At 61.7% G+C, this 23,006-nt stretch carries 17 protein-coding genes; 7 read left to right on the top strand and 10 right to left on the bottom strand.

Annotated features, from left to right (window positions below):
• Positions 1-6: 6 nt before the first annotated feature.
• The 3 genes from QWZ03_RS13340 (at position 7) to QWZ03_RS13350 (ending at position 2,840) form a co-directional block, all read left to right on the top strand.
• Entirely contained in the window at positions 7-330 is a 324-nt protein-coding gene (locus QWZ03_RS13340) for a c-type cytochrome (RefSeq protein WP_284194787.1), read from the top strand.
• A 100-nt stretch (positions 331-430) separates the two neighbouring features.
• Positions 431-1,045, top strand: coding sequence for a GNAT family N-acetyltransferase (locus tag QWZ03_RS13345; protein WP_290333169.1), 615 nt, complete (start codon positions 431-433; stop codon positions 1,043-1,045).
• A gap of 160 nt (positions 1,046-1,205) precedes the next feature.
• Positions 1,206-2,840, top strand: a complete 1,635-nt coding sequence (locus QWZ03_RS13350; protein WP_290333170.1) for a diguanylate cyclase — start codon at positions 1,206-1,208, stop codon at positions 2,838-2,840.
• Between the two features lie 14 nt (positions 2,841-2,854).
• On the opposite strand, the gene QWZ03_RS13355 is transcribed toward QWZ03_RS13350, so the two are convergent.
• From QWZ03_RS13355 to QWZ03_RS13365, 3 genes are all read right to left on the bottom strand, one after another.
• Complete coding sequence (locus QWZ03_RS13355; RefSeq protein ID WP_290333171.1) at positions 2,855-3,394, bottom strand: GNAT family N-acetyltransferase; 540 nt, start codon at positions 3,392-3,394, stop codon at positions 2,855-2,857.
• Position 3,395: 1 nt separating this feature from the next.
• The gene (gene rsgA, locus QWZ03_RS13360; protein ID WP_290333172.1) at positions 3,396-4,508 is read right to left on the bottom strand and encodes a ribosome small subunit-dependent GTPase A; all 1,113 of its coding nucleotides are present in this window, start codon (positions 4,506-4,508) and stop codon (positions 3,396-3,398) included.
• Positions 4,509-4,979: 471 nt separating this feature from the next.
• Entirely contained in the window at positions 4,980-8,348 is a 3,369-nt protein-coding gene (locus QWZ03_RS13365) for a hybrid sensor histidine kinase/response regulator (protein ID WP_290333173.1), read from the bottom strand.
• 267 nt (positions 8,349-8,615) lie between these two features.
• Between QWZ03_RS13365 and QWZ03_RS13370 the strand changes: the two genes are divergently transcribed.
• From QWZ03_RS13370 to QWZ03_RS13380, 3 genes are all read left to right on the top strand, one after another.
• Positions 8,616-10,385 carry a GMC family oxidoreductase N-terminal domain-containing protein gene (locus QWZ03_RS13370; protein ID WP_290333174.1) on the top strand — a complete coding sequence of 590 codons (1,770 nt, stop codon included), beginning with the start codon at positions 8,616-8,618 and terminating at the stop codon, positions 10,383-10,385.
• An 82-nt stretch (positions 10,386-10,467) separates the two neighbouring features.
• Entirely contained in the window at positions 10,468-12,213 is a 1,746-nt protein-coding gene (locus QWZ03_RS13375) for an alpha/beta fold hydrolase (RefSeq protein ID WP_290333175.1), read from the top strand.
• A 141-nt stretch (positions 12,214-12,354) separates the two neighbouring features.
• Positions 12,355-13,335: a Gfo/Idh/MocA family protein gene (locus QWZ03_RS13380; RefSeq protein WP_308447566.1), complete on the top strand. Its 981-nt coding sequence runs from the start codon at positions 12,355-12,357 to the stop codon at positions 13,333-13,335.
• Positions 13,336-13,804: 469 nt separating this feature from the next.
• Here the strand turns inward: QWZ03_RS13380 and QWZ03_RS13385 are convergent, their stop codons facing one another.
• From QWZ03_RS13385 to QWZ03_RS13410, 6 genes are all read right to left on the bottom strand, one after another.
• Positions 13,805-14,665 (bottom strand): peptidylprolyl isomerase, encoded by an 861-nt coding sequence (locus QWZ03_RS13385; RefSeq protein WP_290333176.1) that lies wholly within the window; start codon positions 14,663-14,665, stop codon positions 13,805-13,807.
• 188 nt (positions 14,666-14,853) lie between these two features.
• Positions 14,854-16,701 (bottom strand): 1-deoxy-D-xylulose-5-phosphate synthase, encoded by a 1,848-nt coding sequence (gene dxs, locus QWZ03_RS13390; protein ID WP_290333177.1) that lies wholly within the window; start codon positions 16,699-16,701, stop codon positions 14,854-14,856.
• A gap of 64 nt (positions 16,702-16,765) precedes the next feature.
• Positions 16,766-17,665: a polyprenyl synthetase family protein gene (locus QWZ03_RS13395; protein WP_308447567.1), complete on the bottom strand. Its 900-nt coding sequence runs from the start codon at positions 17,663-17,665 to the stop codon at positions 16,766-16,768.
• Positions 17,662-17,892, bottom strand: coding sequence for an exodeoxyribonuclease VII small subunit (locus QWZ03_RS13400; RefSeq protein ID WP_290333178.1), 231 nt, complete (start codon positions 17,890-17,892; stop codon positions 17,662-17,664). The genes QWZ03_RS13395 and QWZ03_RS13400 overlap by 4 nt, the downstream gene beginning before the upstream one ends.
• Positions 17,893-18,222: 330 nt before the next feature.
• Positions 18,223-19,953, bottom strand: a complete 1,731-nt coding sequence (locus tag QWZ03_RS13405) for a S8 family peptidase (RefSeq protein WP_290333179.1) — start codon at positions 19,951-19,953, stop codon at positions 18,223-18,225.
• A gap of 284 nt (positions 19,954-20,237) precedes the next feature.
• On the bottom strand, positions 20,238-21,092 hold the full coding sequence (locus QWZ03_RS13410; protein WP_290333180.1) for an AraC family transcriptional regulator: 855 nt from the start codon (positions 21,090-21,092) through the stop codon (positions 20,238-20,240).
• 122 nt (positions 21,093-21,214) lie between these two features.
• On the opposite strand from QWZ03_RS13410, the gene QWZ03_RS13415 reads away from it, so the two are divergent.
• Complete coding sequence (locus QWZ03_RS13415; protein ID WP_290333181.1) at positions 21,215-22,159, top strand: alpha/beta fold hydrolase; 945 nt, start codon at positions 21,215-21,217, stop codon at positions 22,157-22,159.
• On the opposite strand, the gene QWZ03_RS13420 is transcribed toward QWZ03_RS13415, so the two are convergent.
• The gene (locus tag QWZ03_RS13420; protein WP_290333182.1) at positions 22,149-22,802 is read right to left on the bottom strand and encodes a TetR/AcrR family transcriptional regulator; all 654 of its coding nucleotides are present in this window, start codon (positions 22,800-22,802) and stop codon (positions 22,149-22,151) included. The genes QWZ03_RS13415 and QWZ03_RS13420 overlap by 11 nt on opposite strands.
• Positions 22,803-23,006 lie beyond the last annotated feature (204 nt).

Consider the following 23,006-nt stretch of genomic DNA (forward strand, 5'->3'; position numbering starts at 1 on the left):
AGCCCGATGAACGCACTACGTTATACCGTGGCCGCCCTGGCGGGCCTGGCACTGTCGGCACAAGCCGCAGACCTGGCCGCTGGCCGTACCAAGTCCGAGCAGCTCTGTGCTGCCTGCCACAATGTGGATGGCAAGAGCACCAATCCGCAATACCCGGTGCTGGCCGGCCAGCATGCCGACTACCTGAAGCATTCGCTCAAGCAATATCAGAACGGCGTGCGCAACAACGCCATCATGGCCGGCATGGTCAAAACCCTGACCAAGGCCGATATCGACAATCTGTCGGCCTGGTTTGCCAGCCAGGACAGCAGCCTGAACATGAAGCGGTAACAGCTTCGCTGTTTCCCTGCTGTCGCGACGCCCGGCCCTGCCGGGCGTTGTCTTTTGCACTATCGTCAACCTATACCCAGCCGCACTGGTTCGCTCCATCATGCACAGACACAGCCCCGACTTACGCGATGGCACCCTGGTGGTCCGCCAGGGCCAGGCCAGCGACGCCCCCGCCATACTGGCGTTCTTCCAGGCCAACCGCACGGCCTTTGGCCCGGTTGAGCCACGCCGGCCCGACAACTTCTATACCCTGGAGTCTTGTCATATGCGACTGGCCATGCACCGCAACCAGCTGGAGGAAGGACGTAGTGCCTGCCTGTTTGTGTTCGATGCCGACAACCGTACCGTCATCGGCACTGTCAATTTCACCAACATCTCAGGCTACCCGCACTACGGCGCCACCCTCGGCTATTCGCTGGCGCAATCGGAATGGGGCAAGGGCCGCATGGTGCATGCGCTCAGGCTGGCGCTGGACTGGTTGTTCGATGACTTCAACCTGCACCGCGTCGCCGCCAACCATCTGCCCGACAACGAACGCAGTGCCCGGGTACTGGCCAAGCTGGGGTTCAAGCACGAAGGCTACGCACCCGACTACCTTCTGATAGACGGTATCTGGCGTGATCATGTGCTGACCGCGCTAACCCACACCGATTGGCAAGCCCGTGACCTCCACGCCCCACTGATAGTCGACGGTACAGGCACACGCCAGAAATAAGGGCTGGCCTCACAGGCGCCGGCCAGCTAGGCTCATTCTGTGCGTCATTCACAAGCGCAATGTTGGAACCCCACGTTAGTTAAAAAATCATAGAATACTAATAATAGCCATCCCGCCGCTCGCACCAGCGTAGCGACTATCCGGAATGGCGGAGGTGCCCATGCTGGACAATCTGACCCAACTGCTCATAGGCCAGGGTTTCATCCCCCATGGCTATTGCTTTGCATGGTCGCCCGGCTTGCTATGGACCATGGTGCTCTCCGATGCAGCCATAGGCATGGCCTACTTCAGCATACCGATGGCGCTGATCACCATTGCCCGCAAGCGTGCGGACCTGCACTTCAATCAGGTCATGCTGCTGTTTGCTGCCTTCATCCTGGCCTGCGGCACTACCCACTTCCTCGATCTCATCAGCATCTGGTACCCCATCTACTGGATAGATGCCTGGGCAAGGGTATTCACCGCCATCATCTCGCTGTTTACCGCCTACGCGCTGTGGCGCCTGATCCCGCGGGTGCTCGCCCTGCCCAGCCCCAGGCAGTTGACCGAAGCCAATCTCAAGCTATCAGAGGAGATTGCGGCCCGCAGGGACAAGGAGCTGGAGCTCAAGACCAGCGAAGAACGCCTGCGCCAGCTGTCCGACAATCTGGAAGCCATGGTGGCGGAGCGCACGGCCCAGCTGGCCGAGACCAATACCCGCTTACAGGGTGAGGTGGCCGATCGCCAGCGCATGCAGTCCGAGCTGCAGGTGGTCAACCGCAAGCTGGAGGAATCCTTGCGGCAGCAAGCCGCCCGCTCTACCGAGATAGAGCAGTTGAACAAGATGGGCGACCTGATGCAAAGCTGTGTCTCGGTGAACGAGTTGGCCCAGGTCTTGAGCAACTTCTCGGCCGGCTATCTGGAAGCCGCTACCGGTGCCATCTACCTGATGGACGAGGAGGCCGGCCTGGTCACCGAGGAAAGCAGCTGGGGCAATATGCCCGAGGTGGAGAAAACCTTCCCGCCCGGCAGTTGCTGGGCACTGCGGCGCGGCCAGATACACCCGGCCGACCCCTTGCAGCAGAATCTGCACTGCCAGCATGTCAGCGACCACAGCGACCATGTGTGCGTGCCCCTGATAGGCAATGGCGAGACCTTGGGCCTACTGCACCTGCGCCACCCGCGTGGCCTGCACGATCCGGCCTTTCTGGATGGCGTTGCCAAGCGCGCCGCCCTGGCCCTGGTGAGCCTGAAGACCCGCGAAGCACTATTCAACGAGGCCACCCACGACCCCCTGACCGGTCTGTATAACCGCCGCTACCTGGATGGGGCGCTGGAAGAAGCCGAGCGCCGCTCACGCCGCAACAATCGCACGGTCGGCTTGATGATGCTGGACCTGGATCATTTCAAGATGATCAACGACACCTATGGCCACGAAGTGGGCGACGAGGTATTGCGCGCCTTTGCCGGCCTGCTGAAAGGCAGTTTGCGGGCGGGTGACATTGCGTGCCGCTACGGCGGTGAAGAGTTCACCATCCTGCTATCCGGCGCCACCCTGAATGCCACCCGCCAGCGCGCCGAGCAGCTACGCCAGCAGGTTGAGCAGTTGCGGGTGCCCTACCGCGACAAGCAACTGGCGCTGACGGTCTCCATCGGTATTGCCGTGTTCCCCGAGCATGGTCACCACCTCGACGACGTGTTGCACGCCGCCGACGCAGCGCTCTACGATGCCAAGCATGAAGGCCGCAACCGGGTGGCTACTGCCCCCCAGGCGACAGATGATGGTGTGGCTAGCCACACCCAGACCGCAGACTGACTGCCGGACGGCGCTCAGTCTAAGGCCAGCGGGTAGCTGGCGCGGCCGCGATTATCAAAGCACTGCATCGGCCCTTCCCAAGGGCCATCCTGCCACCGCGCCACTTCAAAGTCATTGCCCGTATAGCCGGCAATGACTTTGGGCCAAAAGGCCTGTGCCGGCAGATTGCGCGGCACCTGCGCCACCTCCCACCTACCTGGCAAGGTATCAAAAACCTGCAGGGCCGCATGCTGCGCCAGACCCCGGCCGCGATAGCGGCGCAGCACAAAGTACTGCGCCATCCAGTATTGGCTATCCGGCCGGCAGACTATGTCGTTTACCAGTGCAAAGCCGGCATAGCGCCCATTCACCCTGAACACAAAGGGGTGATAATTGGCGTGCAGCCAATAGGCATCCAGCTTGTAGCCATACAGACCATGCTCGTCCAGCTCCATGTCCCAGTATTCGGACAGATCGTGCTGGTAAAGCTCCAGCATGTGCTGGAGCGGCAGACGATCAGATGGGGTGGCGTGCATCACCCGTAAATCCAGCGACGTGTTCTGCAGGTCTTCCATCTCAAAACCTCCGCTTCTCGTTGGAGCGCGCCTTGCCTGCCTTGCCTATCACCTTCCACTTGGCCTGCATGGCCTTGCGCTCCAGCGGTGTCTGCTGGCTGCGGCGCACCTCGCGTAACAGCTTGTGGTAGTTCAGCAGCCGGTCTTCCGGCACCACCCCACGCACCGCGCAACCAGGCTCATCCTCATGCTGGCAATCACGGAAATGACAATGCACCGCCAGCGCCTCGATATCTTCGAAGGTCGCCGCCAGGCTCTCCTCATCCGCATCAGGCCGCCAGGTGCGTAGACCGGGGGTGTCGATGATGCAGACGCCCGATGGGCATAGGTGTAGTGAACGGGCCGTGGTGGTATGGCGGCCTCGGCCATCCCCCCGCCGCACATCGCCCGTCAGCTGGCTTGCACTGCCGCTCAGGGTATTGGTCAGGGTGGACTTGCCCGCGCCCGAGGAACCCAGCAATACCAGCGTCTGCCCCGGCGCCAGCCACGGTGCTAGGTCAGCCACCGTATCGGGTGAAAGGGCATTGACGGCATAGGCCGGGATATTGCGAGGTAGCCGCTGGTGCACCTCGGCCATACGTGCCTCTACGGCATCGCCGATATCTGCCTTGGTCAGCACCACCACGCCCATCACGCCGCTGGCCTGCACCAGCGCCAGATAGCGCTCCATGCGCCGCAGGTTGTAGTCGTGATCCAGGCCCATGACCAGCAGGGCGGTATCGATATTGCTGGCCAGCGGTTGCCGCCTGCCATCGTTGGCGCGTCGGGCCAGGTGAGTAAAGGGCGGCAGCTGCTGGGCTATCCACCACTCGCCGTGGGCATGCGGCGCGACCACCACCCAATCCCCCACCGCCAGGCCCGTGCCCTGCTCCTGCAGTAGATTGACCAGGGCGGGCAAGGCACGGGCAGTGTGTTCTGCCACACCGTCATGCACCTGCAGCAGGTCGCGTTGTACTTCGGTAATGCGCATCAAACAACTACCCGGCGCTGCCGGGGGCAGGAATGCCAGCTGGCTGGCGAGTTGCGGGGTAAGGCCAATCTGACGCAGGGTTTCGAAATCGAATTCGATCATGATGTCGTTGTATTCCAGGTCTTGTTGCGTGCAGCCGCGCACGACGCCGCCAGCCTATAGACCGGCAGCACAAAGAAGAGCGGAAGTCGGCCACACAACACGCGGGCGCCAACGCACCTGGCTTACAAACGACTTGGAACACAGACCAACCGGTGATTCAGTACATACCGGCAGGCAGGCAAAACAGGGGTGAGGCTAGGCTCAGGCAGTGGCCGACAGGAGGGCAAGGTCAAATGTCTTCATGGCGCTGTGCTCCTGTGGTGGATGAAAGGTACATACAGTGTGATACCGAGGGGCGGCGCAGGTCAACTACTTCAAGGTGCCGTAGCGCGCTTGTAGCGCCAGCCAAGCACTGCGCCTCAACATGCTGGCCCCCGCCACTAGCGGGGCCAGGTCTCGCCAGTGCGCAGGCCGGCTGCAAGGCATGAGGGCTTGGCGATGCTGGCCTGGCGCGGGCGTTCGCAGCAGCCAGCGCCGGGGGCAGTGGGCACCAGCAGGGTGTTGTACGCGCAGCTAGGCTGCCGGAAAGTGCTGCTCCACCTGCGCCAAAGCACTATCAATGGCGGCTTCAAACGCCAGCAGCAAGGTAGGCGTCTCGGAGCCCTTGCGCAATGCCGACTCCATCTGGGCTGCCAGCTCGGCCAGTTCCACCGCACCGATATTGCCGGCCACACCCAGCGTGGTATGTGCCAGGCGCTCTGCCGTCGCCCGGTCCCCGTCCCGCAAGGCGGCTTCCAGGTCGGCCACCGTATGCTTCAGAGCAGAGGGCAGTTTGGCCAGCATGCGGTGATAGAACTCCACCCTGCCGCCCATGCGCTCCAACGCGGTGGCAGTATCAAAGCCCAACAGCTGTACCACCGCCTCGCCCACGGGCGCTGCGGCTTCGGTAGCAGCAGTGCTGCTGGCCAAGCTCTGTGCAGGCACCGCAACGCCTGGGGTCAGCCACTGGGCGATGGTACGAAACATCATGTCCGGGTCGACCGGCTTGGTGATGCAGTCCTGCATGCCCTCCCGCAGGCAGCGTTCCCGCTCCTCCACCAGGGCGTGGGCCGTCATCGCCAAGACAGGCAAGCGATTAAAGCGGGCCTCCTGGCGTATCTTGATGGTGGCCTCATGGCCATCCATCTCCGGCATCTGCACGTCCATCAGGACCAGGCTGTAATAATCGGCCGGGTGCGCATGCAATAGCGTCAGCGCCTCGCGGCCGGTGCCGGCGATATCCACCACAAAGCCTTCGGTCTGCAGCAACTCCACCGCGATCTGCTGGTTGATTTCGTTGTCCTCGGCCAGCAGCACCTTGAAGCCGGGCCAGCGGGGCAGGCCATCGGCCGCTGCCGGCTTGAAATTGCGCTGATCCGCCGAATCAAACAGCGGCATCAGGGTGTCCACCAGGCTGGATAGATTGATGGGTTTGAGCAGGAAGCCGTCCACCGCCGCGGCCTCGGCGTGCTGGCGTACTTCCTCGCGGCCGAACGCCGTCACCAAGACAAACTTCGGCGGATGGCGTAGCTGGGCCCGGTTCAAGGCCTCCGCCACCTCTATCCCGTCCAGCCTCGGCATCTTCCAGTCGCAGAACACCACGTCATAGGGTTCATCCGCATCGGCATCATGGATGGCCAGCAAGGCCTCTGCGCCATCACGAGCCGTATCGGCGCCTATCGAGAGGTTAAGCAAGGCATCGGCCAATATCTCGCATGCCACCGGATTGTCGTCTGCCACCAGCGCGCGCAAGCCTTGCAAGGCCACAGGTCGGGCAGATGGCGCCGGCTTGGTGTCGCGGGCAATGCCGAAGCTGGCGGTAAAACGGAAGGTGGAGCCTATGCCCACCTCGCTCTCCAAGCGTATCTCGCCACCCATCATGTTCACCAGCCGCTTGCAGATGGTCAGCCCCAGGCCCGTGCCGCCATATTTGCGGGTGGTCGAGCCATCAGCCTGGGTAAAGGGCTGAAACAGCTGGGCCGCCTGCTGCGGCGTCATGCCTATACCCGAGTCACGCACGGCAAACTCCAGCGTCACGCCGCCCGCATGGTGAGAGACCAACCGGCAGCTCAGGTGTATTTCGCCACGCTCGGTAAACTTGATGGCATTGTTGGCTAGGTTGATCAGCACCTGCCCCAGCCGCAGCGGATCACCCACCAGGTGCCTGGGGATATTGGGCGGTACCTGGAACAGGTACTCCAGCGATTTATCCTGCGCCTTCTGGCCGGTAACGGTAGCCACATTGGACAGCACTTCGTCCAGCGAGAACTCCACGTTCTCCATCTCCAGCTTGCCGGCCTCGATCTTGGTGAAATCCAGCACGTCGTTCAGCACCGTCAGCAGCGACACGCCCGCCTTGTGTATCTTGCTCACATAGTCATGCTGCTTGGCCGTCAGCTCGGTCTTGAGCGCCAGATAAGCCATGCCGATGACAGCATTCATCGGTGTGCGTATCTCGTGGCTCATATTGGCCAGGAACTCGCTCTTGAGCTTGGACGCATTCTCTGCCACCAGCATGGCACGGCGCAGTGCGCCTTCCTGTTCCAGCAGGCGGTCATTGGCTTCCATCAGTTCGTGTGTACGCTGCTCCACCCGCTCTTCCAACACCCGCTCGGAAGATTGCAGCGTCTCAACCAGCTCCTGGTTAACCGCCAGCGCTTCGGCCTGCGCCTTCTCTTTTTCCAGTCGGATAGAGTTGAAGCGGTCTGCCAGGGCAAAGGCCAGCAGCAGCATCTCCAGGGCAGAGCCAAACTGCATGCCGTTGACGGTGATGAAGTTGGTGGGCAGCAGGCCAAAGCTGCGCAGGCCCGTCATGGTGGCCGCCAGCAGCAGCACGCTGAAGGCCACCACAAAATAGGCTGCGCTGCGCTGCTGCCGTATCAGGCACACGATGCCCACCGCCAGCACCAGCAACATGGTCGCCGAATCCAGGGCAATGGCGGGCATGATGGTGGTGCGGAAGGAGTACAGAAAGCCGATGATCTGCAACAGATGCAGGCCTACCACGCCCAGCAGCACCTTATCGAGCACAGGCACATTCCTGGCGGTTTCCAGCAGGCGCCGCATGAACAGCAGCAACATGATGCAGGTAGTGGCGAACCCTATCATGGTCGACACCTTTGACCAGGCGGGGGAATTGGGCCACAGGAACTCATAGGCCACGCCGTTGTAGCAGGCCAGCGACATCGCCGCGCTGGTGATAAAGCAGACGTACAGCAGATAGGACTGGTCACGCAACGCCACGAACAGCAGCAGGTTGAACAGCCCCATGGCCATCACCATGCCAAAATACCAGGCCTGTCCCATGTAATCGCGGCGCTCGTGCTCGGCAAAGGCAGCACTACGCCATAGCCGGATCGGGATATCCATGGAGCTTTCCGACTCCAGCTTCAGGTAGTAGGTCTGCTCCGCACCTGCCGGCACCGTTAGGGGCAGCACATAAAAGCGGTTGGCATAGGGCCTGTCGGCAAAGCGCAGCCCGCTGCCGCTCAAAAGCATGCTGTATCCCTGCCCAGGCAGCGGCTGGAAGAACTCGATCTTCTCGTGATGGGCGTAGGCAATCTCAAGCAGGCGCGCATCCGGCTGCTTGCCTGTATTGCGCAGCTTCACCCTTAGCCACCAGGCGGAATCCGATAGCCCGAAGTTGAGCGCATCGCCCTTCGTCGGTCGCGTCTCGAAACGCGAAGCGTATTCCGGCCGCTGTACATCCATCAGTGACAGGCTGCGCGAAGGGTCTTCCAGTACCTCGATATAGCTGGTCAGCAGTACCGCATCGGGATCGTCCTGGCTCAGGGCCAGCATCGGCGATTCGGCCGCCATGGCCGCTGCCATGCAGAGGCACAGCACCAGCAGGCAATGCAGGACGCTATGGAATGGACGGTGGTAGCTGGAGTGCACGGACATATTCTTTGGTGGTGCCAGGCCGTCGGGCGCGGGGTCATCCTCCGGCGGCATGGCGCAAACAGTGCCCGCGCCTTCGATTGCCACACGGCCGGGGACGACATCGGCCCTGCGCATCACCGCTGTTACAGACTGAGGTTGGGGTAGGCGCCCTGCCAAGCAAGGGAAACACTGCATCCTAGCAGATCAGGCACCCTTTTCTAATGCTGGCTTGTTGACCAGGCTCAACTAAACTCCAGCACAGTTTGTTACCCAGTGAGAGCCCGCAACATGTCCTTTGCTCCGGAATATGAAGCCATCATTATCGGTAGTGGTTTTGGTGGCGCGGTGATGTGCGCCCGACTCAGCAAGCGCTGGCCCGGCCAGGTCTTGCTGCTGGAGCGCGGCAAGGCTTATCCACAAGGCAGTTTCCCACGCAGCCCGGCGGACCTGGCCAATAACTTCTGGTGTCCTGATGATGCCGCAGGCAACCGTCCCCGCCATGTACGCAAGCAGAAGGTGGCCAAGGGCAGGCTGCTGGGCATGTTCGATGTGCGTAGCTTCGCACATATGGATACCGTCACCTGCGCCGGTCTGGGCGGCGGTTCGCTGATCTACGCCAATGTGTTCCTGCGCCCACCCGAGCACACCTTCAACCAGCACTGGCCCAGCCAGCTCAAGCTCGCCACCCTGGCCCCCTATTACGATGTGGCCCAGTCGGTCCTGGGCGCCCGCATCATCCCTCCCCATCAGGATCAATCCGACCGCCGCTTTATCCTGCGCACCCATCAGTTTCAGCGCTTTGCCGCCGAGCAGAAGCTCAGCAGCAAGCTGGCCGATATTGCCGTGTACTTCGGCAATGGCTACAGCTACGGCAAGCAGGCCCAAGCCACCCAGATAGGCCTGCAGGAGCCCAACCGCTACGGCGCGGTGCAGACCTCCTGCACCTACTGCGGCGAGTGCGACATAGGCTGCAATGTGCATGCCAAGAACACCACCGACCTCAATTACCTGCACGTGGCACGTACCGTACATGGCGCCAAGGTGCAGACCCAGGCACAGGTCCAGCGCATCGTGCCGCTCAATGCCCAGGGCGAGGATGATGCCAATGCCAAGGGAGAGCATGGCTACCGCGTGTACTTCGACGACTTCGAGCACGATACCGTGACCGCCGTTACCAGCCGGCGGGTTGTCGTCTCTGCGGGCACCTTGGGCAGCAACGAGTTGCTGCTGCGCTGCCGCGACATCCATCGCAGCCTACCCGCCATCAGCCAGCGGCTGGGCTACCGTTTTTCCGGCAACGGCGATTTTCTGTCTTTCGCCCTCGACAGCAAAGTACCGGTGAACTCCACCTATGGCCCGGTCATCACCCAGTACACAGACCACCATCTGTTCGAGCAATACGACCCGCAGCGCGCCTTCCTGCTGGAGGACGCCAGCGTCCCCACCCATGCGGCCTGGGCCATGGCCGCCCTGCAGCCGGTACTGCACCCCTGGGACAAGTTCAAGGCCCTGCTGCAGGTGGCGTGGGCAGCCGTCTGCTCGCTCTACCCGGGCCGCAAGAACCAGCAGGTGGGCTTTCTGCTCAACCGGCTGCTGCAGCACGATATCACCCAGTACAGCGCCGTATTGCTGTGCATGGGCCAGGATCAGGCCGATGGCCGTTTCTCGCTGAACCCGGCCGGCTACCTGGACCTGGACTGGCCGCAAAAGACCAGCCAGCCGCTATACGATGCCATCCTGGCGCTGGGGGAGCGCTTCAATCGCTTTATTGGCGGTGAGGTGTTCCTGCCCCTGCCCACCTGGCTGCGCCCCATGCGTAACAATGTTACCGTCCACCCCTTGGGGGGCTGTACCCTGGCCGATAGCCCTGAGGCCGGCGTGGTCAGCGCTGCCGAGGCCGATCGAGGCCAGGTATTCGGCTACCAGGGGCTGTATGTCGCCGATGGCGCCATCATGCCCACCGCACTGGGAGCCAACCCTGCCGCCACCATTGCCGCGCTGTCAGAATGGATAGCCCATGGCATCACCGGCCAAGCTCCGACAGACAGCCTGTTGTAGCGAGGTGTGCAAGCAAGCGCTGCCGATCCACCAAGCCGGGTTTGGTTAGGGCCCCTAAGCATAAGAACAGAAGGAGAGAGGCATGAACGAACATCTCAGCGGCATACGCATACATTTTGCCGAGACCATGAGCGGCTACGCCAGCCTGGGCGGCAGCAGCTTCAGCGATGGTTTCGAGGAGGGTCGCGCTGCGGGCCTGCCGCTGGCTTTGCATGTCAACGTCGATGTCGATGACCTGAAAACCTTTCTCGATACTGCCGAGCACGCGGCGCAATTGACAGGCTATGTCGAAGGCCCGCTGGTGGGTGGCCGGGCCGAGGTGGAGTCGGGCCGCTTCATGCTGATGCCCAACACGGCAGACCGCGATCGCAAGGTCATGAACTACCGGGTCTATTGCCGCAACGAGGATGGCGAGCGCTTTACCCTGGCAGGCGAAAAGGAAGTGCAGCACCACTTCGGTTTTGACCTGTGGCACGACACCACCACGCTCTATACCAACCTGTTTGTCGGCCATGTCACGCCCGAGCAGGCGCCGCAGAGCGATCTGCTGGCCACCGGCATACTGAGCCTGGGTGTGGTGGATTTTGCCAAGGTGCTGCGCACCGTGCGGGCGACCGATGCAGCAGGCAACAACAGCCTGGTCGGGCTGGCTGCCTTTGGCGAATTCTTCGCCGGCTCGCTCTGGCAGATCTACGGCCCCTCCTTGCCACCCAGGCCCTATGAGGCACCCCGACTCTACCCACGCTACACCACGGAGGGCGTACAAGGCGCCTGCATCAGCGAGCATGCCTTCACTACCGGCGACGGCTTGGGGCTATCACTGACCCGCTTCCAGCGCGCCAGTTGCGATGATGTGGTCCTGATCATCCACGGCCTGACCACTTCGTCCGACATGTTCATCATGCCCGAGCACGAGAACCTTGTGCAGCACCTGCTGGATCAAGGTTATGGGGATGTCTTCACACTCGATCATCGTGGCAGCAACCGCTTCCCCTACAACCTGGTCCGGGGCAGCGCCAACCTGGACGATCTGGCGCTGTATGACCACCCCGCTGCCATCGCCACCCTGCGCCAGCTGGTCGGCCCGCACAAGCGCATCCATGTGATCGCGCACTGCGTCGGCGCCCTCACCTTCGGCATGAGCCTGTTCGCCGGCCAGGTGGGTGGCGTCAGTAGCGTGATCCTCAACAGCATTGCCCTGACCGCCCGCGTGCCACCCTTTTCCAAGCTGAAACTGGGCTTGGGGCCATTTGCCTGTGATTGGCTGCTGGGGGTGGAATATGTCAATCCGCGCTGGCGGCACCAGCCGGCCTGGTCGGCCGGCAAGCTGCTGGCCATGGGGGTAGATTGGTTCCACCATGAATGCGATTCGTCCGAATGCCATATGCTGAGCTTTATGTGGGGCGCCGGCAAACCTGCCCTGTTCATGCACGAAAACATGGCCAAGGAGACCCACGATAGGCTGGGCGATCTGTTTGGCGGCATCAGCGTCAACTACTACCGCCATGTGCTCAAGATGGTGAACGCCAACCACGACACAGTGAAGTTCGAGCCGGGCAATCCACGCTATGCCGCCCTGCCCGACAATTACTTCTCCCAGGCCAGCAAGGTCACCACCCCCATGCTGTTGGTACAGGGGCAGGAGAACCGGGTGTTCGCTGATTCCAACATACTTTGCCATCAGCGGCTGGAGCAGATCGTCCCTGGCCGCCACCAACTGCATGTCTTCCCCGGCTATGGCCACCAGGACATCTTCATGGGCAAGAATGTCGCCACCGACATCTTCCCCCGTCTGCTGTCCTTCCTGCGGGTCCATAGCCATGCCTAGCGCCGGTTATGAACTCAGGCCATGGAGGGTGGGTGACGCCTGCCCAGGCGCTGGGTATGCCCTGCAACGCAGCCTCAACTGCAAGGTGCTATACCCCACCGATATGACGAACTCTTTCATCAGACAGACCTCCAGCACATCATGACCATCCTGCAGTGGGGCATACTCGGCACCGGCGGTATTGCAAGCCAGCTGGCCAGGGCAATGGCCGAACTGGCTGACGCCAGGCTATACGCAGTCGCCTCGCGCGAGGCGGCCAAGGCTGCCAGCTTTGCCCAGACCTTTGGCGCCGCACGCCACTACGGCAGCTATGCCGAGCTGGTCGCCGACCCAGCGGTGGACGCTGTCTACATCGCCACGCCGCACGCCCAGCATTTTGACGCCCTGCAACTTTGCCTCGCCGCAGGCAAGCCCGTGCTGTGCGAGAAGCCATTCACCCTCAATGCCCAACAGGCGGCACAAGCCATTGCGCTGGCAGGCGAACGGCAGGTCTTCATGATGGAAGCCATGTGGATGCGTTTCATACCGGCCATCGCCCAAGCCCAGGCACTGGTGGCAAGTGGTGCCATAGGCCAGTTGCAAGGTGTGCACGCGGACTTTGGCTTCCTGCAACCGTTTGACCCCACCCACCGGGTATTCAACCCAGCCTTGGGCGGTGGCGCCCTGCTGGATATCGGCATCTACCCCTTGTCGCTGGCCTGCCTGTTCCTGGGCCCGATAGCCCGGATACAGAGCATGGCCGAACTGGGCACGACCGGCGTAGACGAGCAGACGGCCTTCACCCTGCAGCATGCCGGTGGCGGACTCTCCACCGGCTGGTGCAGCCTACGCGCACCCTCGCCTACCGAAGCCATCCTGCTGGGCTCGCAGGGCACCTTACGCCTGCATGCACCGTTCTATTGCCCGTCGCGACTGACCCTGCAGCAGCAAGGACAAGCCCCGCGCACAATCAGCGTGCCCATCAGTGGCAACGGCTATCGCTACGAGCTGGAAGAAGTCCACCGCTGCCTGGGCCTGGGTTTGCTGGAAAGCCCACGTATGCCCCTGGCGGACACCCTGGCCACCCTACAGGCCCTGGACACCATCCGCGCGCAGATTGGTGTGCGCCACCCCGGCGAGTGAGCGCCATTATGGACGCCAGGCATAGCCGGGTGATCGCGAACCGGGCAGGCGCCGGCCCCCTGGCGCAGGACGTCCGCGTATGAACCAGCGACTCGCCGCCTGATTGCAGCCACGCCCCTACGTTGTACTCAGTTCAAATGCTGGCTGACAAAAAAAGAGGCCCCACAAGTGGGGCCTTCAGTCCGTACTGGGTGGTGACAAACGTTGCAGCAACCTACTGTGAGGCAGCAGGATGTCGCCTCGCACTTCTCAATCAGCATGGCCATTCGCTTCCCGATCGCAACCGCCGGGCTAACTGAGCAAGTTGAAATTATGATAATGATAACTATTTCTATTTGCAAGCTGTTTTACAGCCGGCAGCGCATGGCCTGTCATCCTTGCTAGTGTCCCCACACACCTGCCACGCAGCATGAAAAAAGCCCGCATCAAAGCAGGCTTTTTTCGATCAGGCAGGTAAAACGGCTTGGTATCAGTAGCCGGCAGCGGCAACCGCCTTGATCCAGTCTGCCATCGAGCCCAAAGACTCCACATTGGGGCTGATGCTAGGCACTAGGTAGTACAGCGTGCCATTGGCCGTACCAATGTAGGCTTCCTTGCCAGGGTAGTAGCGCAGGTAGTAGCCCGCCGCCGAAGCCGAGGTCGATTTGACCGTGCCAAGATATTGCGGGTAGGTCGCTTCCAGGTAATCGAACACCCGGTCTGCGTCGTAGTTGGCATCGTAGACCGCTGCCCGGTTCACCATCACCAGGTTGCTGCGGCCCAGATAGCCGCTAGGCATGCTGGTAATGGGCAGTTCGTTGAAGGGGCTGCCTGCGTTGACACGCTGCAGTTTAGCCATGGCATCGATCACTGCCATGCTGCTGTCCTTCACCTTGCCGAACACAGTGAAGCCACCATTCTGGCTATCCAGGCTAGGATTATCAGCCAAGTTGACGAACCATTGCGAGGTGGCGCTATTGGCTTGGCCATCCAGCTTGGCCATGGCCACTGTGCCCCGTTTGTTCAAGCGGGCAGTGCTGAACTCATTGACCACGGCAGGTTGGGTGGGAATGGCATCCACGGAGTTACTGCTGTTGCGCCAGGCAAAGCCGCCACCCTGCACGACAAAACCCGGAACGCTGCGATGCATGAAGCTGCTGTTGTAATCGCCCCGCTTCACATAGCCCAGGAAGTTGGTCACCGTCTTGGGCGCCTCGGCATCATACAACTCGATATCCACCGGGCCCAGCGAGGTTTCCAGGCGCACAGTCGTCGCCTGGCTGGCCAGCGGGGTTGCCAGCAACAGCGCCAGCGTCACGGCATAAAGGGATTGGAAGCGGGATAGAAACACATGCACCTCGTGAAATAAAACCCGACAGCCTTCGGGCGAGGTGACGATTCTAGCGCTGAATCCAGCGCCATCGTCACAGCTCGCACCCCCCCGGCTATCTGTCAGTAAAAAAGTGGGGTAAAAAAGACAGCACCATCGCCTCGTCCACGCCTATGGGACAACACGGGCGATGGCGCCAGGTAGCGGGCTTACATCGCCAGCCGCTGGCGGATGCTGGCGGTGATGCCCGCCGCATCCAGGCCACATTCGGCCAGCAACAGGGCCGGGTCGCCATGGTCCACATAGCGGTCGGGCAAGCCCAGTTGCAGCACGGGCTTGAGCAGACCCTGCGCCGCCATGGCTTCGATCACCGCCGAGCCAGCACCGCCCATGATGGCGTTCTCTTCCACCGTTACCAGCAGGTCATGGGTTTCCGCCAGCTGCTTGACCAGCTCCACATCGAGCGGCTTGACCCAGCGCATATTGGCCACGGTCGCATCCAGCGCCTCGGCCGCCTGCAAAGCGGGGGTGAGCATGGAGCCAAATGCCAGGATGGCAATACGCTTGCCCTGCCTGCGCACCACGCCCTTGCCCACGGGCAGTGCAGTGAAACCCTGGTTCACCGCCACACCCGGCCCGGTGCCACGCGGGTACCGCACCGCGCTGGGCTGATCAAGCTGGAAGGCCGTGTACAGCATCTGGCGGCACTCATCCTCATCGGCCGGACACAGCACGGCCATATTGGGTATGCAACGCAGATAAGTGATATCAAAACTGCCGGCATGGGTGGGGCCGTCAGCCCCCACCAGACCGGCGCGGTCTATGGCGAACACCACCGGCAGGTTCTGCAGCGCGACATCGTGTATCAGTTGATCGTAGGCGCGTTGCAGGAAGGTGGAATAGATGGCCACCACCGGCTTGAGTCCCTCGCAGGCCAGGCCGGCGGCAAACGTCACCGCATGCTGCTCGGCAATGCCCACATCGTAGTAGCGCGTGGGGAACAATTGCTCGAAGCGCACCATGCCCGAACCCTCGCGCATGGCCGGGGTTATCCCCACCAGGCGAGCATCTTGGGCCGCCATATCGCACAGCCAATCGCCAAATATCTGGGTATAGGAAGGCTTGCTGGCCGCCTTGGCCGCCATGCCGTCTGCTGGAGTAAAGGGCGTCACGGCGTGGTATTTCACCGGATCGCCCTCGGCCAGCTTGTAGCCCTGCCCCTTCTTGGTGACGATATGCAGGAACTGCGGCCCCGACAGGCTCTTGAGATTCTGCAAGGTCGGTATCAGTGCGTCCAGATCGTGGCCGTCTATCGGGCCCACATAGTGGAAGCCAAATTCCTCGAACAGCGTGGATGGCGAGAACAGTCCTTTGACATGCTCCTCGCCACGACGCACCAATTCGTGCAAAGGTGGCACGTTCTCCAACACCTTGCTGCCGGTGGAGCGGAAACCCTGGTAGAAGCGGCCGGACAGTAATTTGGCCAGATAGGCGTTGAATGCGCCTACATTGGGCGAGATCGACATTTCGTTGTCGTTCAGCACCACCAACAGGTCGGTATCCTTGTCGCCGGCATTGAACAGCGCCTCGAATGCCTGCCCCGCCGTCATGGCGCCATCGCCTATCACGGCTACTACCTTGCGGCGCTGCCCTTGTATCTTGCTGGCCTCGGCCATGCCATGCGCCGCGCCTATGCTGGTGGAGCTATGGCCCACGCCAAAGGTGTCGTATTCACTTTCCTCGCGCTTGGGAAAGCCCGCCAGGCCGTGGTACTTGCGCATGGTATCCATACGCGACTTGCGGCCGGTCAGCACCTTATGCGGATAAGTCTGGTGACCCACGTCCCAGACCAGCCTGTCGTGCGGGGTCTCAAACACATGGTGCAGGGCAATGGTCAGTTCTATGGTGCCCAGATTGGAAGCAAAGTGACCACCGGTCTTGCTGATGGAATCCAGCAGGAACTCACGCAGCTCACCGGCCAACTGCTTGAGCTGGTCCTGGTCGAAGCCGCGCAGATCGGCAGGCAGATTGACATTGTCGAGAAGCGGATAAGCCATGACGTTCAACTAGGTAAGGCGGCAGGCACCGGAGTGCACATGGGCCGCCTGTAGTGATTCGAAATCAAAAAGCCCGGTGCACGATAAAGTGCGCCAGTTCGCGCAGCCTGGCTGCACGCGTACCAAATTCATCCAGACAGGCCAGCGCTTCGGCCTCCAGTTCGGCTGCACGTAGCTTGGCCTCCTTCAGCCCCAGCAGGGAGACATAGGTGGGCTTGTCGTGCGCCGCATCCTTGCCCGCCGTCTTGCCCAGGGTCGCCGTATCGGCCTCCACGTCCAGGATATCGTCCACCACCTGGAAGGCCAGGCCCATCAGTTTGGCGAAGCGATCGAGCTTGTCGCGCTGGGCCGATGCCAGCGGCTCGCCACAATAGCTGCCCAGCAATACCGATGCCCGTATCAAGGCGCCAGTCTTGAGTATGTGCATATGCTCCAGCTCGGGCAGACTCAAGGGTTGCCCCACCGAAGCCAGGTCTATGGCTTGGCCGCCGGCCATGCCCGCTGCGCCAGATGCATTGGCCAGCAGCTTGACCATGCGCAATTGATCGGCCGGCTCATCCGCCAAGGCCTGCATGGTCAACGCCTCAAATGCCGCCGTCTGCAGGGCATCGCCGGCCAGCAAAGCCGTAGCGTCGTCAAACTCCACATGCACGGTGGGCTTGCCACGGCGCAGGACGTCATCATCCATGCAGGGCATGTCGTCATGTACCAGCGAATAGGCATGGATCATCTCCACCGCGCTGCCGGCATGCTGCAAACGCTCGACCGGGGCATTGACCAGTTCGCCAGCGGCAAACACCAGTAGCGGCCTGACCCGCTTGCCACCACCCAGCACGGCATAGCGCATGGCCTCGTGCAGCCGCTGCGGCAACTGGCTGGCAGGTGGCAACAAGCCACCCAGCGCCAGTTCCATCTGTTGCTGTATGGCAAACGACCAGGTCTGAAAATCGTGCTGCCCGCTCATTCTGCCTCCTCCAGGTCCAAAGGCTTGAGGCTGTCGCCATCCAGCACCTTGATCTGCTGCTCGGCAGCAGCCAGTTGTTCCTGGCAATAACGTATCAGCTCGCCACCGCGCTTGTACGACAGCAAGGCCGTCTCCAGCGGGGCATCGCCACGTTCCATCTCGGCTATCAGGGTTTCCAGTTCGGACATGGCCGCCTCGAAACTGGCGGGCTTGGTGGGTTTGGCCATTACCTATACGCGCTTATGGATGAGTAAACCGCGAGATTTTACCTTGTATGCGCCAAGGCAGCGCACAAAGAAAAAAAGCACGCCGGTGATGACCGACGTGCCCTAAGTACCCAAGCGTAGGCAAACCGGCCGGGCTAGCCCGGCGGCCTCGCAGGACAACTCGTAGCGAGCTGCACTGCGACTACAGGACGCAATGTAGCACAGCCGTTCGGATTTCAAACAATCGTTTGATAGGCTGTTGCGTTGCCGCAAATGGATGTCGCATCCATGTCGCGCCGCCTATGACGGCGCGGTCATGTCTCAGCAGAGTCACCCCGCATGGCCAGCGGCTCAAGGCACGGGGCAGTTCAACTCGCTGCTGCTGTAGGTACGGCTACCGCCGTCATCGGTCTGCACCTGCACGGTGAACTGCTGCCCCCAGGGTTGCGCGCTGCGGTTGAATGCCCAGAGCGCGGCACCGTTGTTATTGGTGCGACCTATATAGGTATTGAGCAGCTTGCCGGTCGGGTCATAGGCCTTGTAGCTGATACCCATGTAGCGCAGTACCGTGCGGCGGCTGTCGTCGGTATAGGCATTCACCAGGAACCAGAAGCCCGTCTTGCCGGCGTTCAGGCCGCAGCGGGCCACATAGCTGGTGGTCACGGTTTGCCACGGCCAGGCCGAGACATCGAGCCGACGACCATCGGCCACCTTGCCCGCCAGACTGCTTTCCACGGCGGCGGTGCTAAACAGCGCATGCCGGGTTTCAGCGACATCTGCCTGTGGGTGCAGCACCCGGTACAAGCCTATGGCGCCGGCCACATGGGGCGCCGCCATGGAGGTGCCCGACTTCCAGTTGTAGGCGCTGTCCGAACCATGCACGGTGGAATAGATGCCCGAACCAGGCGCAGCAATATCCACCGAACTGGCACCGTGATTGGAGGAGCTCGACAGCATGCCATCCGCCTTCAGATTGGCGACCGAGATGATGTTGTCCACCGGCAGGCTGGCCGGCCACATAAAGCGATCGTCGGTATTGACGCCATTGTTGCCGGCAGCGGCCGCCACCATGATGCCGGCCTCCTGTGCTGCCTGGAAATACTCTATGCCAGCCAGATTGGGCGTACTGGTGAGCCCACCCAGCGAAAGATTGACCGCCACGACATTGATGCCACGGTTTTTTTTCAGGTCGACCACGTAATTCATGGCCGCCAGCACAGCACTGGTGGGGCAGCTGCCACCGCTGCTGCACACCTTGACCGGGATGATTTTCACCGCACCGTCGCCGCACATGCCGACCGAACCCAAGGCATTGTTACGCCTTGCCGCGATGGTGCCTGCCACATGGGTGCCGTGGCTGTGGTCGTCTTCGACATTGTTATTGTTGGCGTAGAAATTCCAGCCCTTTACATCATCTACCAGACCGTTACCGTCGTCGTCACGTTGGTCCACCGCGGCATCGTTGGGATTGAGAAACACCTGGTCGCGCAGATCCTGGTGGGTCGTCCGCACACCGGTATCCAGCACCGCCACATAGGCCGGCGCGGCCGACTTGCACACATAACCCTTGGCCCACATCTCGGCGGCGCCCGTGCCAAAGGGGCTGGCTGGCGACGTACTGCGCCCCTGTACCCCCCATACCTTGGCAAAGTCCGGATCATTGGCAGGCTCTGCCTGCAGTTTCAGTATCCAGTCCGGCACGATATAGTCGACGGCGCTGTCATCCTCTGCGATACGCGACATCACGGATGCCACCGACCAGCGGCGACCCAGCTTGACCACATAGAACTCGCCAGTGGCCATCACCTGCTTGCCTTGGCCACCCAGGCGTCGCGCGCCGGTACCAAATGAGCGGATAACCCGCTCCCGCTCCGCCGCGCTGGCACCAGGGCGGAACTTGACCAGCACCTGTGTTTCATCAAACCGGCCTGCCCCCTCGAGCGCCTGCACCTCACTGATGGCCAACTGGCGGGCCAGGGCCTTGTTCTCTGCCATCGTATCCGCCGCCAATGTAGCGGTATGGGTGGCGGCCAGCAGGCCGACCACACAGGCATGTATTAAAGATTGCTTGAAACGCATCATGACGAATTCCTTGTTGTGCCGGCCAGCGGCACCCGGTTGAAGAGATAGCGTGCCCGATCTGCCCTATGCCCCGGCGAATGCGGGCCGCACAGCGGCATCGGCAAGCCCGCAGCACGGGCAATGACGAAGGCATAATCTAGAATCCGGGAGGGTAGGCGTCTACTCGCATTCGCCGGGGCGACAAGAAAGGTAAAAAGTTAAGCAATATCAGTCAGATACAGCTGATCACGGATTACCGCAACCCGCTGGCGGCGTGGCTTGCTCAGGTTTGTCGCCGCACTGCGCTATGGGACTATGGGTAGAGAGGCCGGCCGCTGATCCCGCTGACCCAGCCACTGTCTGGGCGACAGGCCGGTTTGCGCCTTGAAGGCGCGCGACAAGGCCGCTTCGCTGCCATAACCGGTATCGCCCGCTATCAGCTTGAGTGACCGCCCCTGCAGCAGCAGTTTCTGGGCCAGCGCCATGCGCCAGCGCTGCAGGTATATGCCCGGCGTGCAGCCCACCACCTCGCGGAAAGTATGGGCAAACACACTGCGCGACATGCCCGCCTGTACCGCCAACGCCGCCAGCGACCAATCGTAGGCGGCCTGTTCATGCATGGCCACCAAGGCGTGCCGCAGGCGTGGATGCGCCATGCCTGCCAGCATGCCCGCCTGCGTCTGCCCGTGCTCCATCAGATGCCTGAGCACCTGGATCAGCAGCACTTCAAACAATCTGTCCAGCACCGCCTGCCGGCCACAGTGCTGCCTGGCGGCTTCGTTGAACAACAGATCCAGTATGCCCCCAGCCCCCTCAAGCTCGGCCAGCGGCAGGCAGGAGAACGCCGGCAGCGCAGCCACGATGGGATTGGCAGCACCGCCGTCAAAGTGCAGCCGGGCGCAGGCTGTGTCTATGCCTTGATCGCCATCGCTGATGAATCGGTGCGCCATAGGGAGTGGGTAGAGCAGCAGGCTGGGCTCGGTCACCTGCACGGCAGCCCCCTGGCCGTGGCTGACCACCAGGCGACCGCGCCGGATCAGGTGCAGATAGCCCACTGCCTGCTCATCTGCCAGATCGTGGATGCCGCACAGCAGCCCGGTGTGAAATACCTTGGCCGTCACCGCGAAGTGGGTCAGCAAGGCGGCGAGTCTATCTGTCACAGCAATACTCCTGATCAAGTTATCCATACTTTGCGTGATCATTCGTACTGGAGCAAGCGGTACAGTTCCTCCTGCCAACAGGCAATGCCTTTCACGACATCAACTATGCGAAGAGGAACACCATGAACCTGCTACACCGCACCCTCGCCCTGTCCCTGCTTGCCACCGCCTTCTCTGCACAAGCCGCAGCCCCCGTCGACGCGGGCACCAAACAAGCAGGCCGCCTGGAACAAGCCTCCAGCTACGTCGTCACCCATGACGGTGTTCGCCTCTACTACAAGGACTGGGGCCCGAAAAATGGCCAGGTCGTCACCTTCAGCCACGGCTGGCCCCTCAGCTCGGACAGCTGGGAATCGCAAATGCTGTTCCTGGCATCGCAAGGCTATCGGGTAGTGGCCCATGATCGGCGGGGCCATGGCCGATCCAGCCAGCCGTGGGATGGCAATGATATGGATCACTATGCCGATGACCTGGCCAGCGTGATCCAGACGCTCAATCTCAAGGATGTCACCCTGGTGGGCTTCTCCACTGGCGGCGGTGAGGTGGCTCGCTATATCGGCCGTCACGGCACCAGCCGGGTCAAGAAGGCCGTGCTGGTCAGCGCGGTGACGCCCCTGATGCTCAAGACCGAGAGCAATCCGGGTGGCTTGCCGCTCGCGGTGTTCGACGGCATACGCAAGGCGTCGCTGCAGAATCGCTCGCAGCTGTATCTCGATATCGCTTCGGGGCCTTTCTACGGCTACAACCGCCCCAACGCCCAACCCTCGCAGGGCCTGATCCAGTCGTTCTGGGTACAAGGCATGCAAGGTGGCCACAAGAACACCTATGACTCGATCGCCGCCTTTTCGGCCACCGATTTCCGTCCAGACCTGAAGCGATTCAACATCCCCACCCTGGTCATCCACGGCGATGACGACCAGATCGTCCCCATAGACGCAGCAGGCAAGGCCGCCGCCAGCCAGATCAAGGGTGCCAAGCTGATCGTCTACCCGGGGGCACCCCATGGCCTGACCGACACCCATAATGACAGGCTCAATCAGGACCTATTGGACTTCATCAAGCAGTAAGGTTTGGCTGCCGACCTCGCACACGCGCGGTCGGCATGCCCAGACCCATGCCTTCGCGCGTCAGGCTTTGCACAGTCTTGATCAGTGCCAGCTTGAGTCCCGGCCGCTGCAGCATGGCCTCGTCGTGCAGCAGGGTGGCGTCCACCGTGTGCAATAGCGAGCGAATCAAGATGGCCAATACTGCCTTGGGCAAAGGCAGGGAGGGAAGAATGCCATGCAGTTGCTCAATAATGTATTGGTCAAACGCAAAGCTCAGCTGGCGCGCCTGCAATGCCCTGACCAACTCACGCCGCGCGCCTACCTTGCCGCCAAACGCGCCCAGCAACACCCTGACCAGCACATCGGCACGCTGACCATCGCCGTAGCGGGCACTGGCAGGCAGTTGGGCTAAGCCGTCACGGATGGCATCGCAGCAACGGCTGATCTCTTCCTGCACCAGCGCCACCAGTACAGCATCCTTGTCCGGGAAATACTGGTAAAGCGTGCCTATGCTGATACCCGCCACCGCCGCGATACGATTGGTATTGAGCGCCGCCTCGCCCTCTTGTTCCAGTATGCGCAAAGTCGCCTCGAATATGAGTGCCACCTTCATCTGCGCGCGAGCCTGGCTGGGCTGACGGCGTATCTCCGGTTGTGCTTTCATAAATAGGCAAGCCTTTGTGGCAATCTTGTTCAGCGCCTAGAGCCGCTAACAAAACCCTGCTGGCGTTGTTGCGCAAGCTTGCCGTACCCAGTTACTGTCTGCGCGTCCACGCCTAGCCGGAACCGCATTGCTGGTTTTTGTTAGCGGCGCTAAAGCGCTCGGGCAGAATATGCCTGCCGTATGGGTGTGAACGCGATCCACACC

It is taken from the genome of Chitinimonas viridis (genome assembly GCF_030409555.1).
Classification (GTDB): domain Bacteria; phylum Pseudomonadota; class Gammaproteobacteria; order Burkholderiales; family Chitinimonadaceae; genus Chitinimonas; species Chitinimonas viridis.